Raw genomic sequence first — 17,267 nt, 5'->3', positions numbered from 1 at the left:
GGATCAAGATAATTGTCCTAAATAAAAGTTTATGAAATGGTAGGGTTTGTTGCCATAGATGAAGTAAAACAGGCGATCTATTCGTCATCAATGCGGCGCTTTGGGTTTCAGGGCGGTAATAACCCCGCCTTTGAGGGCGGGGCGGGCGAAGTGGTTCGTGGAAAAACAAATTTAAAGCCACGGATCTGGTTAGATTTATATGTTAACAAAAGCCGCAAAAAATCTTTAAAAACTTCGATATATTAACGAATAACTCCAGCACGCGGCGAGGATTAAGTCGAGGACAAAGACAGCTGGGAGGCCTATGGCGGCCATGGGGGGTGCGCGCGCCGCGCCGGTTGTTCAGCGTTCAGTGATGATCCTCACACGCCCCGCCAGCCCGCCGTAACGCCGCCGGCATGCTTACTTTCCATAATATAGATTCTGCGTTTTGCTGAGGCGTGAAAAAGGCGGCCGAAGCCGCCTTCCTTCAGTGCCCGATTTCGACCAGCACCCGCCGCGCCGCCTGCACCGGCGCCCCTGGCGCCTCGCTCGTGGGCCGGATTTCGCCGCGCGCATGGATCCGCAGCCTGGCGCGATCCACGCCATCCGCCACCAGCTGGTCCGCCACCACCTGGGCCCGGGTTTTGGACAGATACAGATTGGCCTGCGGGTCGCCGACACTGTCCGCCGCTCCGATAACGGTGACCGGCGCATCGGGCTGCTCATTGGCGGCCTTGGCGATGGTGGCGATGGTGGTCAGCGCCGGCTGGTCGAGCGCGGCGGAGAATGGCTGGAAAAACACAGGGGTTGCCGGCGGCGGCGGGCCGACCGGCCCCTCGAGTTCGGCGCACCCGGCCAAACCGGCCAGAACGCTGAGAATCAGAAGTTTTTTCATCGAGCCCCCGTATTGCTTTACAATACATCATTTCAGGAGCCGGGCCAAAAAATCAACTGGCGCATTCCCTGGCGGGCTGGATTATGGTCTAAGGCGGCTCGCCATGGCGTCATTGAAACATCTGCTCGGGATCGAGGGGCTCAACCCGGCCTCCGTGACCACCCTGCTGGATCTGGCCGAAAGCTACGCGCTTTTGAACCGCTCCGGCAAAACCCAACGCGACAGCTTGCGCGGCCGCACCCTCATCAATCTGTTCTTCGAGGATAGCACCCGCACCCGCACCAGCTTCGAGCTGGCCGGCCGGCGGCTGGGGGCTGATGTGGTGAACATGTCCGTCGCCACCTCCTCCGTCACCAAGGGCGAGACGCTGCTGGATACCGCCGCCACGCTGAACGCGATGAATTGCGATCTGCTGGTGGTGCGCCATAAATCCTCCGGCGCCCCTGCCCTGCTGGCGCAGAAGGTCGGGGCCTCGGTGATCAATGCCGGGGATGGCACGCATGAGCACCCGACCCAGGCGCTGCTGGATGCGCTGACCATCCGCCGCAACAAGGGCCGGATCTCCGGCCTCACCGTCGCCATCTGCGGCGATGTGCTGAATTCCCGCGTCGCCCGCTCCAATATCCTGCTGCTGACGATGATGGGCAATTTCGTCCGCCTGGTCGGCCCGCCGACCTTGGTGCCGGGCTCGATCGGCGTGAATGGCGTGGAGATTTTCCACGACATGGAGGAAGGGCTGAAAGGTGCGGACATCGTGATGATGCTGCGCCTGCAGAAAGAGCGCATGACCGCCGGGCTGATCCCCTCAAGCCGCGAATATTTCGCCTTCTACGGGCTGGACCGCAAGAAGCTGGCCTACGCCAAGCCGGATGCGCTGGTGATGCATCCGGGCCCGATGAACCGGGGGGTGGAGATCGACAGCGAGGTGGCGGACGATGCCGCGCGCTCGCTGATCAAGGAACAGGTGGAAATGGGTGTGGCCGTCCGCATGGCGGTTCTGGAAACCTGCGCGCGGAGCAACCATTGAGCACTTTATTTCGTAAAATCCGATATTTGGATGCGTCAGCGCGGAGCCTGCATGAAGGCGAGCTGCTGGTGCAGGACGGCAAGATCGCCGATTTCGGGCCCTCTCTGGGCAACCCGGACGGCGCTGAGATCATCGAGGCAGAGGGCGCCATCCTCTGCCCCGGCCTGGTCGATCTGCGCGCCGCCATCGGCGAGCCGGGCTTTGAATATCGCGAGACCATCGCCAGCGCCGCGCAGGCCGCCGCCGCCGGTGGCATCACCTCCATCGCCGTGCTGCCAGAGACCGATCCGGTAATCGACGATCCCGCCCTGGTGCGCTTCCTGCGTTCGCGCGGAGAGGAAACCGGCAGCCTCACTCTGCTGCCCTATGGCGCCGCCACGCGCGGGCTGGAGGGCAAGGAGCTGGCCGAATACGGGCTGATGAAGGCCGCCGGCGCCGTGGCCTTTACCGACGGTTCCAAAGCCATCGCCTCCTCGCGCACCATGCGCCTGGCTTTGTTCTACGCTTCGGGCTTTGACATGCGCATCGTCCAGCATCCTGAGGATGTGGAGCTGGCTCGTGGGGCCGCCGCCACCGCCGGGCCCCGCGCCACCTGGATGGGCCTGCCCAGCGTCTATGCCGCCGCCGAGGCGATCTGCGTGGCCCGTGACATCCGTTTGGCTGAACTCACCAATGGCGCGCTGCATTTCGCGCATGTGACCACCGCCGAGGCGCTGGAGCATATCCGCCGCGCCAAGGAGAAGGGCCTGAAGATCACCTGCGACACCGCCCCGCCTTATTTCGATCTGAACGAAACCGCCATCGGCGATTACCGCACCTATGCCAAGCTGTCCCCGCCGCTGCGGGTGGAAGCCGACCGTCTGGCCGTGGTGGAAGCGCTGAAGGACGGCACCATCGACGCCATCGCCTCCGACCACCAGCCGCGCGATGCCGATGACAAGCGCCAACCCTTCGCCGAGGCCGCCCCCGGCGGATGCGGCCTGGCGACGCTGCTCAGCGTGACGCTGGCGCGGGTGCAGAATGGCGATCTCTCTCTGCCCCAGGCGCTGGCTCTGCTCACCGCCAGGCCCGCCGCCTGGCTGGGCATCGAGGCCGGGCGCATCGCCAAGGGCCTGCCCGCCGATCTCTGTCTTTTCGATCCCGAAAAATCCTGGCAGGTTCAGGCCGGTAAACTTCCGGGCAAGGCGCAGAACACGCCCTTCGATGGCCGGGCCCTGGAAGGCGTGGTGCTGGGCACCTGGAAGGCCGGGCGGAGGGTGTACGGGTGATTCTGTCTTATCTTGGCGTTGCGATTTTCGGCTATCTGATGGGCAGCGTGCCTTACGGGCTGCTGCTCACCCGGCTGGCCGGGCTGGGCGATATCCGGTCCATCGGCTCGGGCAATATCGGCGCCACCAACGTGCTGCGCACCGGCAACAAGAAGCTGGCGGCGGCGACCTTGCTGCTGGACGCGCTGAAAGGCTTCGTCGCGGTGATGGTGGTGAAGCTCGCCTGGCATCATGGCGTGCTGGTCACCGGCATCGCGGCGGTGCTGGGGCATCTGTTTCCGGTCTGGCTGCGCTTCAAGGGCGGCAAGGGGGTCGCCACCGGCTTGGGCGTGTTCTATGGCATGATCTGGCCGCTGGGCGTCATCTGCTGCGCCATCTGGCTGCTGGTCGCGTTCACGCTCCGCTATTCCTCGCTCTCCGCTCTCATCGCCTACGCCGTGGCGCCGATTGCGGCCTTGCTCCTGGACGGGCCTTTGGCGGCCGAGGCGGTGCTGATCATCTCGGCCCTGGTGTTCTGGAAGCATAAGCCCAACATCCAGCGCCTGTTGCGTGGCGAGGAGCCGCGGATCGGCGGAAAGGCAACCGCATGAAACGCGCTTTTCCCTTCGCGCTCTGGCTGCTGGCGGCGGCGCCCGCCTTGGCGATCAGTCATTTCCAGGCCGACCGCATTCATATCTTCAATGCCGGCAGCTGTGCCGCCCCACCGGCCCGCTCTGGATCACGATCGGCACCGGCATGGCCGCCCCGGCTTCGTCAATGTCACCGCGCCGGGGTTCGACCAGATCGGCGCGCTGGTCTCCGGCAACGGCCCTGGCCAGTCCGAGGCGGTGCTGGCCGCGCAATCCCCCGGCTGCGGCGTCATCGCCGGCTTTTACCATGAGGGTACGCCGGTCGGCGCCTGGATCGTCCCGCCCGCCAAGCTGCCGGAGCTGGTCGCCATCCTGAAGGCGAATGGCTGAGTCTGCTCTCGGGTTTTTGCGTCTGGCCCGCACCGAGAGCGTCGGGCCGATCACTTATCGCCGGCTTTTGCAGCGCTTCGATGATCCGGCGGCGGCGCTGGACGCCCTACCCGGCCTGGCGCTTGCCGGCGGCCGAGCCACCCCTTCGCGCATCCCGCCCATCGCCGAAATCGAGCGCGAAATCGCAGCGCTACGAAAAATTGGCGGCCGGTTTCTCTTTCTCGGCCAGCCCGGCTACCCGCGGGCCTTGGCGGAATTGCCGGACGCCCCCGCCGCCCTCGCCGTGCTGGGCGATGTGGCCCTGCTCAGCGATGCCGGCATCGGCATTGTCGGCGCCCGCAACGCCTCGCTGAACGGGATGCGGCTGGCGGAGCTGCTGGCGGCGGAGCTGGCGGTGCATCTGCCCATCATCTCCGGCCTGGCGCGCGGCATTGACAGCGCCGCGCATCAGGGCGCGCTGCGGGCGGGCAGAACCATCGCCGTCATCGCCGGCGGGCTGGATGTGCCCTACCCGCCCGAGAACGCCGATCTGCAACGCCGCATCGCCCAGGGCGGCGCGGTGGTGGCCGAGGCGCCGCTCGGCACCGCCCCGCTCGGCCGGCATTTTCCCAAGCGCAACCGCATCATCGCCGGGCTCTGCCAGGGGCTGGTGGTGATCGAGGCGGCGGCGCGCTCGGGCACGCTGCTCACCGCGCGCCTTGCCGCCGAGGCCGGGCGGGAGATTTTCGCCGTGCCCGGCTCGCCTTTGGACCCGCGCTCCGCCGGCGGCAATGACCTGCTGCGCCAGGGCGCGCATCTCACCGAAACCGCGCAGGATGTGCTCGCCAATCTGCGCGCCACGCCGTCCCCGGCCGGGTTCGCCGCTCCAAAGCCGCCGCCGATCATCGCCACACCGGACCCGCAGGAGCTGGCCCGCGCCCGCGCCGCCATCCCGCCATTGCTGAGCCGCGAGGGGCCAGAGTTGACGAGATAGCCCGGCGCTGCCAACTGTCGATCCCAGCAATAAGGGCGGTGATCCTGGAATTGGAGCTGGCCGGGCGGGCGGAAAGCCTGCCGGGCGACAGGATCATCGGCCTGGAAGACCCTTAAAGACGCTGCCCTCGCAGCGGCAAGACGAATGAATGGAACGGCCAGTTGACTGATATCGTCGTCGTCGAATCTCCCTCCAAAGCCAAGACGATCAATAAATATCTGGGCGATTCCTATAAGGTTCTGGCGAGTTTCGGGCATGTGCGCGACCTGCCGCCGAAGGATGGCTCCGTCCGCCCGGACGAGGATTTCGCCATGGACTGGCAGGCCGATGACCGCGGCGCCAAGCAGCTCTCCGAAATCGCCAAGGCGCTGAAGGGGCGGGGACGCTCTATCTGGCGACTGACCCGGATCGCGAAGGCGAGGCGATTTCCTGGCATGTGCAGACGGCCCTGGCCGAGCGCAACGCGCTGAAGGGCGTGAAGGTTCGCCGGGTGACCTTCAACGAGATCACCAAAAGCGCGGTCAAACACGCGATGGCGCATCCGCGTGATCTCGATACCCCGCTGATCGAGGCCTATCTGGCCCGCCGGGCGCTGGATTATCTGGTCGGCTTCACCCTCTCGCCGGTGCTCTGGCGCAAGCTGCCGGGCAGCCGCTCGGCCGGGCGGGTGCAATCGGTGGCGCTGCGGCTGATCTGCGAGCGCGAAGCCGAGATCGAAGTGTTCAAGGCGCGCGAATATTGGACGGTGGAAGCCGCCATGCTCACCCCGACCGGCGCGCCCTACCCTGCCCGGCTGACCCATTACCAGGGCAAGAAGCTGGAACAGTTCGACCTCAATAACGAGGTCTCCGCCCGCGCCGCCGAGGCGGCGGTGAAGGCCGGGACGTTCAACGTCGCGAATGTCGAGAAAAAGCGCACCCGCCGCTCGCCGCCGCCGCCTTTCATCACCTCCACCTTGCAGCAGGAGGCCAGCCGCAAGCTCGGCTTCTCCTCCCAGCAGACCATGCGCCTGGCCCAGCAGCTTTATGAGGGTGTCGAGATCGGCGGCGATACGGTGGGTCTGATCACCTATATGCGAACCGACGGCGTGCAGCTGGCGCAGGAGGCGGTGTCCTCCATGCGCAAGCAGATCCAGGCCGAATTCGGCGATGCCTATGTGCCGGTGGCCCCGCGTATCTATCAGAGCAAGGCCAAGAACGCCCAGGAAGCGCATGAGGCGATCCGCCCGACCGACATCGCGCTGAAGCCCGAAAAGGTGGCGCGCATGCTCAATGCCGAGCAGGCGAAGCTCTATGAGCTGATCTATAAGCGCGCTCTGGCCTGCCAGATGTCGGCCGCCGAGCTGGACCAGACGGCGGTGGACCTCACCGACGGCAAGGGCCAGACCCTGCGCGCCACCGGCTCCGTGCTGGCCTTCGATGGCTTCCTGAAGCTCTACCGCGAGGACCAGGACGACCCCTCCGATCAGCAGGATGAAGATAGCCGCATCCTGCCGCCGATCGCCAAGGGCGACCCGGCCAAGACCCGGGACGTCACCGCCAGCCAGCATTTCACCCAGCCGCCACCGCGTTTCTCCGAGGCCAGCCTGGTGAAGAAGATGGAAGAGCTGGGCATCGGCCGGCCCTCCACCTACGCCTCCATCCTCTCGGTGCTGCGCGACCGCAATTATGTGAAGCTGGAAGCGCGGCGCTTCATCCCTGAGGATCGTGGCCGGCTGGTCACCGCCTTCCTCACCTCTTTCTTCGCGCGCTATGTCGATACCGGCTTCACCGCCAATCTCGAGGAGCAGCTCGACCAGATCGCCGAGGGCAATGAGGATTGGCGGGCGGTGCTGCGCGCCTTCTGGGACGATTTCTCGGCCGCCGTGGCGCAGACCAAGGATCTGAAAATCTCGGACGTGATCGACGCGCTGGACGCCGATCTCGGCCCGCATTTCTTCCCCACCCGTGAGGATGGGACCGATCCGCGCCTCTGCCCCGCCTGCGGCGAGGGCCGGCTGGGGCTGAAGCTCGGGCGGTTTGGCAGCTTCATCGGCTGCTCGAATTATCCGACCTGCCAATATACCCGCAAACTCGCTGTCGAGGGCGGGGATGACGAGAGTGATGCGCTGAAGGATGGCATGCGCCTGCTCGGCCAGCATCCGGATACGGGCGAGGATATCACTTTGCGCCGTGGTCCTTACGGGCTCTATGTGCAGCAGGGCGAGCCGGACCCGGAGGATAAGAAGGCCAAGCCCAAGCGCGCTTCGCTGGCGCGTGGCATGGAAGGGGCGACGCTGACGCTGGAAGAGGCGCTGGGGCTGCTCTCCCTGCCGCGACTGATCGGGCTGCACCCGGAGAGCGGGCAGAAGATCGAGGCGAATATCGGCCGCTTTGGGCCTTATGTGAAAATGGGCGCGCTCTTCGCTTCCATGGACCGCGATGACAGCGTTCTGCATATGGGGCTGAACCGGGCGATGGAGCTGATCGCCAAAAAGCAGGACAGCATCAAGAGCATCGGCGCGCATCCGAAGGACGGGGCGGAGGTGCTGGTGCGCAAGGGCCGCTTCGGGCCGTATGCGCAATGGGGCAATGTCGTCGCCAACCTGCCGCGTGGGGTGGAGATGACGGCGGTGACGCTGGATGAGGCGGTGGCGCTGCTGGCCGAGAAGGGCAAGACGCTGGCGCCGCGCGGCAAGAAGGGGGCGAAGGCGCCAGCGAAGAAGGCGCCGGCTGCGAAGAAGGCCGCACCCGCCAAGGACACGGCAAAGAGCACGGCCGCCAAGGCGCCTGCGAAAAAGCCCGCTGCGAAGAAACCGGCCGCGAAGGCCGCGCCTGCCAAAAAGCCGGCAGCCAAGAAGCCGGCCGCGAAAACGGCCGGCTAAACCGGGTCAGGCGCTCGGCTTGGAGCGTGCCCGGCTGACGGGGCGTGGCGCGGGGCGGGCTTTCGCCACCGGGGCGGGCGCTTCCTCATCCTGAGGCACCGGCGTTGCCGCAACGGGCTTGTTGATTTGGGTTTTCGGCGCGGTTGTCGCCAACTCGGCGGTCCGGGCCTTGGACGTTGAGGTCTCATGCACCTCCCGCGCCGGCTCCGGCGAGGTCGGCTCGGCGGCTTTGCGCGGGGCCGGGATGGTGCGCAGCAAGGTGCTGGCCTCGGTGAAGCTCTCGCGCAGCTCGTCGGAGATTTCCTTCGCCAGCGCCTGAGCCTGTTCGATATCGCGCTGCACCAGGTCCGAGACATGGGTGGGGTCGAGCTGGTTCCACTGCATCAGCGTCATCCGGCTGGCCAGATATTCCTGGCTGAAGCGCATCTGCGCGCGCATCGCCGCCCCAGCCCCTGGAACAGACGCTCCTGTGCCTGCAGCAGATTGGCCGTGCGGGCCTGGAATTGCCGCATCGCGGCCTCAGGATCGAAATTGGCGCCCATGAAGGCGGGGCCGGATGGGGTGTGCGGGTCGAGCTTCGCCATGTCGCGTCCTCCTCAGCAATAAGGTCAATATAGCCATTGCCGGCGCCGATGTGGCGGAATTTCGCGTAATTTTATAAGGTTTTTGCAGACTCGGAGGTAAGGATGAACGGATTTCACGGGCTCTTGGCAAGCGCTGGCGTGCTGGGCGGGCTGTTCGCGCTGCTCACCGCGAATGTGTTTTCCCAGCGCTTCAAGGCGGGCGTGAAGCTGGGGACTGGCGGGCCGGAGCATCAGGCTTTGCTGGTGGCCGTGCGCACCCATGCGAATTTCGCCGAATATGTGCCGCTGTGCTTGCTGCTGCTGGCCGGAGATCTCTATGGCGGGGCGCCGGCCGGGCTGGTGGTGAAGGCCGGCTGGGTGCTGGTGGCGGCACGGGTGGCGCATGTGGTCGGCATGCAATTGCCCGCCCCGAATAAAAGCCGCGCGGCCGGCGCGCTGTTGACGCTGGCGGTGCTGGTTGGCGCCGGTCTGGAGGCGGTTTATCTGGCGATCTAGATCAGCTGCTTGAAATCTCCCGCAAAGAAAAAGCCAGAGTGCTCCGCGTGCCCATGGGAACGCGGGACGCTCTAGCTTTGGTCGTCGCGAGCAATCTCATCTGTTGATCGTGGCGCTGGCGCGTCAGCCTACACAGATATTGCCCTGAAGGCGGTATCGTCGCGTCAGGTCAGAAGGTCAGCTTGGTCTCCAGCCCAAACACCCAGGCATTGGCGTAATGCTTGTAGGAGAAGGTGCCGGGATCCATCACATATTGCACGTTGGGATGGATGATCCACCACGGCGCCGCCTGGAACCCGTAACCGGCTTCGATCACGCCCTCGCCTGTGGACAGATCCGTCAGCGTCCCATGCGAGGCGGCTTCCTTCGCGTCGATCGCGCGGTGATTGATGATGGCCCGCACATAGCCGACATTGATGTAATCGTTCGGCCGCGCCGCGAAGGGACCGCGCGCTTCCAGCCCGCCAAGAACCGAGCCCTGGAACAAAGCGGTGCTGGGGTCGGAATAGGAGACCATGGCGATGGCGATCAGCCCGCGCTTGGGCCCGCCAAAGCTCATCAGCATCTGGTCGCCGATCGCGTAAAACCCATAGCGCCCGTTCTGGAGGTCCGAGGCGTTGGTGACGGAGGCGGCGTTGCTGGTATCGTAATAGGCGCCAACCTTATATTCGCCGGGCAGGCCGCCGAAATGCGTCTTGTAGGCCGCCTCGACGGGGATCAGCGCCCCGGTGGAGCCGGAGGTGGACATTTTCAACCCATTGCCCGGATTGCCGTAGGTTGGATTGACGTCATAGACACCGGCTTCGAGATAGGCGTCCGGGGTGAAGTTCAGCTTGACGCGGCCGCCCCATTTTCCGGTCGGGTTATCGGACCAGCCAGAGGAATTCGGCAGATTCTGCGGGTGGGCGCAGAAGCCGACATTCTGGAAGTCGCAGCCATAGGCGATGCCGGCGAAATCATTGCCCATCGGGTAGAAGCCGCCTTTGAGCTCGACCTGGTCATGGAACAGCTTCTGGGTGAGGCTGATTTCGACCACCCGGGTCGTCTCGCCGGCGCCGTAAACTTCCTGCACCGCCAGCTTGTTGCCGGTATAATCGGCCGAGGTGTTGCGCCCGACGCGGCTGTTGAAACCGACCGTCAGCGTGGTGCCGTTCAGCCCGGCGAGCTTGCCGAGATCCGCCTTGAACCCGTAATAAAATTGCGAGGCGAGATCGCTGCCCTGGCGCTTGCCGCCGGAGGCGCTGCTCGCCAGCTCGCCAACATAACCTGCGGTGAAATCGATCCCGTCCGCGGCAAGCCGGGTGCGCCCGCCATTCCAGTTCCCGGTCATGGTTTTCTGGTTCATCCAGTCCTGCCATGTATAGGCCTGGGCGGCGCCGGCTGAAATCGCGGCAAGGCCGAGCCCCCCAGCAACACAGCTCGTAATTTGGTAAATTTGTATGACAAATCTTGGGCAATCATGAACATGCTCCCAGCATTGTTTTTGCTTTCACGCGGAATTCGCGCTCCGATGACGTACAAAGCCCGACAAAATATGTCAAATATAATTATCTCTTAGTTTACAGGCTTTTTTCCGTGTCTCGTATTCTTTAGTTTTTAAAAGCATTTTTGGCGGCGCGCCGAAATTTGTTTAGTCGTAAAATGAGTTGACATATTTTCGGCGCTGTCCTTTTATGCGCCACGGCCGCGCGCCGCGTGGCGGAGTCGCAATAAGCCCATGCAACTGGGCAAAAGGGAAACGGAACATGATATCAGAAAAAGTCTCGCGCAGAACGGTTTTGGGTGGCATGGCGGCGGCTGGGTTGAGCGGCGTGGCGCGCGCCGCGGCGCCGGCCCTGCCGTCCTCGCCGGTGAGCCTCAGCATCGTCGACGTGGCCGGCACGCTGGCCCTCACCCGCCCGGCTTTCGACGCTTATCTGAAGCAGAAGCCGCATCTGGTGTCGCACATCGAATACAGCAAGGCGCCGGCGCCGGAATTGCCGGGCAAGCTGCATGCCGAGCAGCAGGCCGGGCGGCTGGATATCGACATGGTGCTGACCGGGATCGACGCGCTCTCCGCCGGCCTGAAGCAGGGCATCTGGATGCCGCTTTTCCCCAATTACGCCAGCGCCCTGCCCAACCCGTCCGCGATCTATCAGCCGCATGCGCTGCAGATGCAGAATTTCGCCCAGGACCATGCGCTGGAAGTGGTGTTCTGCCCCGCCGGGCCGCTGATCGAATATAACCCGGCGATGGTCAAGCAGGTGCCGACGACGACCGCCGATATGCTCGCCTGGGCCAAGGCGAATCCGAAGAAATTCATCTATGCCCGGCCCGAGAATTCCGGCCCGGCGCGCATCTTCATGATGGGCCTGCCCTATCTGCTAGGCGATTCCAACCCGCGTGACCCGCGCAAGGGCTGGGACAAGACCTGGGCCTTCATGGCGGAGCTGGGCAAGACCATCGAATATTACCCCTCCGGCACCGGCACCGTGATGCAGGAGCTGGGCTCGGGCCTGCGCGCGATGACGCCGACCCAGACCGGCTGGGACATCAACCCGCGCGCCCTGGGCGTGGTTCCGGCCTCGGTCGAGGTCGCGAAGTTCGACAACCAGATCATCGTCTGCGATGCCCAGTACATGGCGGTGCCGAAGGGCATCAAACCAGAAAAGCTGGCCGTGATCCTGGATCTGATGAATTTCATGCTGCAGCCGGCGCAGCAGGCGGTGACCTATGACGAGGGCTATTTCTATCCCGGCCCGGCGGTGAAGAATGTGCCGCTGTCGATGGCGCCGCAGAAGAGCCAGGATGTGATCGCGAAATTCGGCCGTCCCTGGTACGACCAGATGATCGCCAGCGCCCCCACCTACATGCCGCTGAACGCGGATGATCTCGTCTATGCGCTCGGCCGCTGGGACCAGCAGATCGGCGTGATCACCGCGTCCTGATAAAAGACCAACGAGGAGTTCAAGGGTTATGACGATTTCCGCGAAGAATTTCCGGGAACTGAGGCTTGAGCGCATGCGCCGCGACTTTGGCGGGCTGAACGCGCTCAAGGATATTTCCCTCACCATCAAGCGGGGCGAGTTCATCGCCTTGCTGGGGCCTTCCGGGTGCGGCAAGTCGACGGCCCTGAACTGCCTCGCCGGATTGCTGCCGCTCACCGGCGGCAGCATCTGGGTGGATGATAACCGCATCGACCATCTGAAGCCGGAAGATCGCGGTTTTGGCATGGTGTTTCAGAATTATGCGCTGTTTCCGCATATGTCGCTGCGCAAGAATATCGGCTTTGGCCTGCGCATGCAGAAGCAGCCGCAAGCGGTGATCGACGCCAAGGTCGAGGAGGCGCTGGCGCTGGTGCGTTTGACCAAGCAGGCGGACAAGCTGCCCGGCCAGATTTCGGGCGGCCAGCAGCAGCGCGTCGCGATCGCCCGCGCCATCGTCGTCGAACCGCCGCTGGTGCTGATGGATGAGCCGCTGTCCAATCTCGATGCCAAGCTGCGTCTGGAAATGCGCGCGGAAATCCGGCGCATCCATAACATGATCGGCTGCTCCACCATCTACGTAACGCACGACCAGGACGAGGCGCTGTCGCTCGCGGACCGCATCGTGGTGCTGCGCGATGGCGAGGTGCGTCAGGTCGGCACGCCGCAGGAACTTTACGCCCGCCCGGCCCATGCCGATGTGGCGGAGTTCATGGGCTATCGCAATCTGCTGAAGGCCGAGGCGGAGGCTGAAGAAAATGGCCGGCTCAGCATGCGCGTGGGGGATGCGCGCATCGCCGGTCTGGCGGTCGAGCCCGGCAATGGCCGCGATGTGATCGCCGCGCTGCGCCCGGAGGATCTGACCCCCTCCACTGACGGGCCGATCGCCGCCTCGGTGATCTCCGCCGAATATCGCGGCCGGGATTTCTACGGCCTGGCCCGCACCCAGGATGGCATGGAGCTTTGGTTCCGCTCCGATATCCCGGTGCAGCCGGGCGAGGCGCTGCGCCTGGGCGCGCCGGCCGAGCGTGTGCTGGTCTATCCCGCGAGGGCGGCATGAGTGCGGCCATGGAACGCGCCCCCCTCACCGCCCCCGCCGCGCCCGACCATGTGAGCCTGTCCCAGCGTCTGGCCCGCCGCGGACTGGATGTGACGACGCTGCTGCTGATGCCAGCGCTTTTGTTCGTGCTGGCGCTGTTCGTCTATCCGGCGCTCTATGGTTTCTGGCTCTCCCTGCACCCGATGAACGCCAATGGCGTGTTCGGCTTTGGCAACTACATCGTCTTTTTCAGCGACCGTTACGTCTATGGCACCATCTTCACCACGCTGGAGCTGGCGGTGCCGGTGACGCTGGTGAATATCGCGCTTTCCGTGCCGATCGCCTTGCGGGTGCGGCATCTGCGCAAGCAGCGGCTGCTGACCACCATCCTCATCATTCCGGTGACGCTGGGCACGGTGCTCACCGCGCAGGGGATGCTGAATTTCTACGGGCCGCTCGGCTGGTTCAACCGGATTCTGATGACCCTGCATGTCATCGATGCGCCGGTGCGGCTGGTGCATAATTTCACCGGCGTGTTCCTCTCGCAGATCGTCAGCGGCTTTCCCTTCTGCTTCATGCTGATCCTGTCTTATGTCAGCGGCATCGATCCGTCGCTGGAACAGGCGGCGTCGATGCTCGGCGCCGGGCCGGCGGCGCGCTTCCGGCATATTCTGCTGCCGCTGCTGGGGCTGGGCTGGCGATCACCTTCTGCCTTGCCTTCGTGCAGGCCTTCTCGGTGTTTCCCTCGGCGGTGCTGGTGGGCTCGCCCTCCGGCCCCACCCGCGTCATCGCCATCGCCGCCTATCACGCGGCCTATGAACAATATGATTATTCGATGGGCTCGGCCATCGCCATCATCATGGGACTGGTGCAGATCATCGTCGTCGCCATCGTGATGAAGGCCAGTGCGGCCCTCTATCGCGGCCCGGCAGCGGGCGGCAAAGGGTGAAACACATGAAAATCGAAAGCGAAATCGCGGGCAAGCTCTGGCGCATCGCCATCTGGGCGCTGGTGGGCTTCTTCATCATCAACCTGACCGGCATCATTCTCAGCGTGGTGGTGGATAGTCTCGGCACCTCCTGGTTCGCCACCTGGCTGCCAAACGGCTTCACCACCAGCTGGTACAGCGAATCCTGGAGCAGCTTCCAGCTCGGCGGCGTGCTGGTGGTGACGCTGGAAGTGGCCGGCGCGGTGCTGATCGGCTCCGCCCTGCTCGGCGTGCCGGCGGCCTACGCGCTGGCGCGGCGGGATTTCCCCGGCAAGAAGCTGGTGATGCTGCTGTTCGTGCTGCCGCTGATCATCCCGCCCTTCACCTACGGCATTCCGCTCGCCTCGGTGCTGTATCAGTTCGGCCTCGGCGGCACCCTCACCGGCGTCATTCTCGCCAACCTGATGCCGAGCGTGCCCTTCGTGATCTTCATCCTGGTGCCGTTCATCGAGCAGATCGACCCCAGGGTGGAGGCGGCGGCGCGGGTCTTCGGCGCCGGCACCTGGGCCTTGTTCCGCACGGTGATGGTGCCGCTGCTGCTGCCCGGCATCCTGGCGGCCCTGGTGCTGGTGCTGGTGCGCACCATCGGCCTGTTCGAGCTCACCTTCCTCACCGCCGGGCCGGGCAACCAGACGCTGGTTGTGGCGCTCTATTACTCGGTGTTCGCGGCCGGCATGCGCGCCAACCAGACGATCGACGCGATGGCGGTGATCTATATGGTCACCAGCCTGGTCTGCCTGATCATCGCGCTGCGCTTCGTCGATCCCACCCAGATCGTCGGGCGCTCCAAGAAATCGGCGGCGCATTGATGGCCGGGCCCAAACTCACCCTCACCGGGGCCGGCGGCGCGCTGGGCCTGGTGCTGCGCCCGCGCCTGATCGCCCGGGGGCGGTGCTCACCGCCGCCGGGCATCGCCTGCCGGCCCCTGTCTCGCCCGAGGAGCGGGTGCTGGGTGGCGATCTGCGCGAGGATGCGGTGGTGGATGCGGCGCTGGCCGGGGCTGACGCGGTGATCCATCTCGCCGGCAGCTCGGTCGAGAAGCCGCTGGCGGAGATCATCCAGAATAATCTGGTCGCGCTGCAGCGCCTCTATGAGGGGGCGCGGCGGCACCAGGTGAAGCGGATCGTCTTCGCCTCCTCCAACCATACGATCGGCATGTACCCGGCCGGGCAGCGCTTGACCCTGGCCGACAAGGTCCGCCCGGACGGCAATTATGGCCTCTCCAAGGTCTGGGGCGAGGCGATGGGGCAGCTTTATTTCGACAAGTTCGGGATCGAGACGGTCTCGCTGCGGATCGGCAGCGCCATCGAGCGGCCGATCGAGCCGCGCCATCTCTCCACCTGGCTGGGCTATGACGATCTGGAGGATCTGGTCTGGCGCGCCGCCACGGTGCCGGATGTCGGCTGCCTCACGGTCTGGGGTGTTTCCGCCAATACCCGGTCCTGGTGGGACAATGCCGAAGCCGCCGCGCTGGGCTATGCGCCGAAGCAGAATGCCGAGGATTATGCCGAGGCGATTTTGCGCGGACATGATCCGGGCTGGCGCTTCCAGGGCGGCAGCTTCGCCCTCGCGGACGTGACCTGAAGGCTCCCCTCACCCCGACATGCGCCGCATGATCGGGGTGAAATCGACCCCGGCCGGCAAGGTGCCGAGCGCCTGCCCGCCATCCCCGCCCAGCCTCGTCGCGCAATAGGCGTCGGCCACGAAGCCGGGGGCGTGGCGCAGCAGCAGGCTGGCGGCCAGGGCCAGGGCAAGCTGCTCGGTCAAGCGCCGGGCGTGGCGCGCCTCAAAGGCCGGCAGCGGGGTGGCGAGCCAGGCATCCAGCGCCTTGTTGGCGCCCTTGGCCTTGCCGATTTCGTCGCGCAGCAGCGCCAGCCCCTCCGGTTGGCGGGAGAGCGCGCGCAACACATCCAGGCAGATGACATTGCCGGAGCCCTCCCACAGCCCGTTCAGCGGCGCGTCCCGGTAGAGCCGGGCGATGTCATGCTCTTCGATAAAGCCATTGCCGCCATGGCATTCCAGCGCCTCGGCCACCACCATGGGGGCGCGTTTACAGATAAAATATTTGGCGATCGGCGCCAGGCACCGGACCAATATCTGCTCGCTTTCGTCCCGGCTGGCGGCATCCAGAGCCGCCGCCGCCCGCATCGCCAGCCACATTGCCGCCTCGGCCTCCAGCGCCAGATCCGCCAGCACATTCGCCATCGCCGGCTGGGCGGCGAGATCAGCCCCAAAGGCGCTGCGATGCGCGGCGTGGTGCGCCGCCAGCCGCACCGCCTGGCGCATCTGCCCGGCGCTGCCCAGCGCGCATTCCAGCCGGGTCAGATGCGCCATCTCCAGAATGGTCGCGATGCCGCGCCCCTCCACCCCGACAATCCTGGCCTCCAGCCCCCGGAACTCGACCTCCGCCGAGGCGTTGGAGCGGTTGCCGCATTTATCCTTCAATCTTTGCAAGGCCAGGAAATTGCGCCCGCCCGCATCGCGCCAGCCTTGGGCCAGAAAGCAGGTCGGCCCGGCCGGGGTGCGCGCCAGGGTGAGGAACAGATCCGCCACCGGCACGGAGAAGAACCATTTATGCCCGGTGAGCTCGTACATATCCCCGCCCTGATGGGTGGCCTGGGTCTGCACCTGGCGCAGATCGGAGCCGCCTTGTTTCTCCGTCATCGCCATGGCCACGGTCAGCGCCGCCTTCTGCGCCGGCGGCAGGGGGCGGGGATCGTAGCCGGGAGACAAGATGCCCGGCTGGAACCGCGCCAGCAGCGCCGGGGCATGGCGCAAGGCAGCCAGGGAGGCGAATGTCATCGCCGCCGGGCACCCGACCCCGGCCTCGCCCTGCGCCCAGAGATAAGACAGCGCCGCGCGCGCCACATGGGCGCCGGGGCGCTGGTCGGTCCAGCCCAGCGCATGCACCTCATCCGCGCGGACCATGCCCATCAGCTCATGCCAGGCCGGGTGGAAGGCCACCTGGTCAATCCGGTGCCCGTAACGGTCATGGGTCCGCAATTCCGGCGTGAAGCGGTTGGCCTGCCGGGCCAGCTCCAGCACCCGGGCCGCCCCCACATGCCAGCCGCAGGCGCAAAGCCGTGGCGCCGCCCAGCCGCCGCCATAGGTTTTCACGGCGTCGCGCAGCGCCTCATCATTTGTCCAGGCGTTGAAATCCTCCAAGGGCGGGGGCTGGTTCAGCACCTCGTGCGTGGGCGCGCCTTGCATGGTGTCCTCCAGGCTTTGGCT

At 65.3% G+C, this 17,267-nt stretch carries 15 protein-coding genes and 2 pseudogenes; 12 read left to right on the top strand and 5 right to left on the bottom strand.

Annotation, left to right across the window (positions count from 1 at the left end; all coding sequences use genetic code 11):
* Positions 1 to 469: 469 nt before the first annotated feature.
* Positions 470 to 877 (bottom strand): OmpA family protein, encoded by a 408-nt coding sequence (locus GT370_RS04345; RefSeq protein ID WP_008493009.1) that lies wholly within the window; start codon positions 875 to 877, stop codon positions 470 to 472.
* A gap of 103 nt (positions 878 to 980) precedes the next feature.
* Between GT370_RS04345 and GT370_RS04340 the strand changes: the two genes are divergently transcribed.
* The 6 genes and pseudogenes from GT370_RS04340 to topA all read left to right on the top strand — a co-directional run bounded on the left by GT370_RS04340 (position 981) and on the right by topA (position 7,967).
* A complete protein-coding gene (locus GT370_RS04340; RefSeq protein ID WP_008493010.1) occupies positions 981 to 1,904 on the top strand; it encodes an aspartate carbamoyltransferase catalytic subunit in 924 nt (307 codons plus the stop codon).
* Between the two features lie 26 nt (positions 1,905 to 1,930).
* Positions 1,931 to 3,172, top strand: a complete 1,242-nt coding sequence (locus GT370_RS04335; RefSeq protein WP_008493011.1) for a dihydroorotase — start codon at positions 1,931 to 1,933, stop codon at positions 3,170 to 3,172.
* On the top strand, positions 3,169 to 3,762 hold the full coding sequence (gene plsY / locus GT370_RS04330; RefSeq protein ID WP_008493012.1) for a glycerol-3-phosphate 1-O-acyltransferase PlsY: 594 nt from the start codon (positions 3,169 to 3,171) through the stop codon (positions 3,760 to 3,762). Before GT370_RS04335 ends, plsY begins: the two co-directional genes overlap by 4 nt.
* A gap of 90 nt (positions 3,763 to 3,852) precedes the next feature.
* The gene (locus GT370_RS04325; protein WP_270183942.1) at positions 3,853 to 4,131 is read left to right on the top strand and encodes a hypothetical protein; all 279 of its coding nucleotides are present in this window, start codon (positions 3,853 to 3,855) and stop codon (positions 4,129 to 4,131) included.
* A pseudogene (gene dprA, locus GT370_RS04320) lies at positions 4,124 to 5,220 on the top strand (DNA-processing protein DprA). The gene GT370_RS04325 and the pseudogene dprA overlap by 8 nt, the downstream one beginning before the upstream one ends.
* Positions 5,221 to 5,265: 45 nt before the next feature.
* Positions 5,266 to 7,967, top strand: a pseudogene (topA, locus tag GT370_RS04315) (type I DNA topoisomerase).
* A 6-nt stretch (positions 7,968 to 7,973) separates the two neighbouring features.
* Here the strand turns inward: topA and GT370_RS04310 are convergent.
* Together GT370_RS04310 and GT370_RS04305 are read right to left on the bottom strand one after the other, a co-directional pair.
* Positions 7,974 to 8,405, bottom strand: coding sequence for a hypothetical protein (locus GT370_RS04310; protein ID WP_270183941.1), 432 nt, complete (start codon positions 8,403 to 8,405; stop codon positions 7,974 to 7,976).
* The gene (locus GT370_RS04305) at positions 8,357 to 8,551 is read right to left on the bottom strand and encodes a hypothetical protein (protein ID WP_270183940.1); all 195 of its coding nucleotides are present in this window, start codon (positions 8,549 to 8,551) and stop codon (positions 8,357 to 8,359) included. Before GT370_RS04305 ends, GT370_RS04310 begins: the two co-directional genes overlap by 49 nt.
* 102 nt (positions 8,552 to 8,653) lie before the next feature.
* Here GT370_RS04305 and GT370_RS04300 point away from each other — a divergent pair, with 102 nt between their 5' ends.
* On the top strand, positions 8,654 to 9,046 hold the full coding sequence (locus GT370_RS04300) for an MAPEG family protein (protein ID WP_039884739.1): 393 nt from the start codon (positions 8,654 to 8,656) through the stop codon (positions 9,044 to 9,046).
* 169 nt (positions 9,047 to 9,215) lie between these two features.
* Here the strand turns inward: GT370_RS04300 and GT370_RS04295 are convergent, their stop codons facing one another.
* The gene (locus GT370_RS04295) at positions 9,216 to 10,391 is read right to left on the bottom strand and encodes a carbohydrate porin (protein ID WP_144052705.1); all 1,176 of its coding nucleotides are present in this window, start codon (positions 10,389 to 10,391) and stop codon (positions 9,216 to 9,218) included.
* 400 nt (positions 10,392 to 10,791) lie between these two features.
* Between GT370_RS04295 and GT370_RS04290 the strand changes: the two genes are divergently transcribed.
* The 5 genes from GT370_RS04290 (at position 10,792) to GT370_RS04270 (ending at position 15,620) form a co-directional block, all read left to right on the top strand.
* Complete coding sequence (locus GT370_RS04290) at positions 10,792 to 11,973, top strand: extracellular solute-binding protein (protein WP_051060189.1); 1,182 nt, start codon at positions 10,792 to 10,794, stop codon at positions 11,971 to 11,973.
* 28 nt (positions 11,974 to 12,001) lie between these two features.
* Positions 12,002 to 13,069 (top strand): ABC transporter ATP-binding protein, encoded by a 1,068-nt coding sequence (locus GT370_RS04285; RefSeq protein WP_234730645.1) that lies wholly within the window; start codon positions 12,002 to 12,004, stop codon positions 13,067 to 13,069.
* 8 nt (positions 13,070 to 13,077) lie between these two features.
* Positions 13,078 to 13,944: an ABC transporter permease gene (locus tag GT370_RS04280; protein WP_270183939.1), complete on the top strand. Its 867-nt coding sequence runs from the start codon at positions 13,078 to 13,080 to the stop codon at positions 13,942 to 13,944.
* A gap of 58 nt (positions 13,945 to 14,002) precedes the next feature.
* A complete protein-coding gene (locus tag GT370_RS04275) occupies positions 14,003 to 14,845 on the top strand; it encodes an ABC transporter permease (protein WP_008493025.1) in 843 nt (280 codons plus the stop codon).
* 82 nt (positions 14,846 to 14,927) lie between these two features.
* Positions 14,928 to 15,620, top strand: coding sequence for an NAD-dependent epimerase/dehydratase family protein (locus GT370_RS04270; protein WP_270183938.1), 693 nt, complete (start codon positions 14,928 to 14,930; stop codon positions 15,618 to 15,620).
* 9 nt (positions 15,621 to 15,629) lie between these two features.
* On the opposite strand, the gene GT370_RS04265 is transcribed toward GT370_RS04270, so the two are convergent.
* Positions 15,630 to 17,246 (bottom strand): acyl-CoA dehydrogenase family protein, encoded by a 1,617-nt coding sequence (locus tag GT370_RS04265; RefSeq protein ID WP_008493027.1) that lies wholly within the window; start codon positions 17,244 to 17,246, stop codon positions 15,630 to 15,632.
* Between the last annotated feature and the right edge of the window lie 21 nt (positions 17,247 to 17,267).

The organism is Acidocella sp. MX-AZ03 (assembly GCF_027626035.1).
Classification (GTDB): Bacteria; Pseudomonadota; Alphaproteobacteria; order Acetobacterales; family Acetobacteraceae; genus Acidocella; species Acidocella facilis.
The sequence above is the reverse complement of the archived record's forward strand: the minus strand, read 5'-3'. Positions and strand labels throughout refer to the sequence as shown.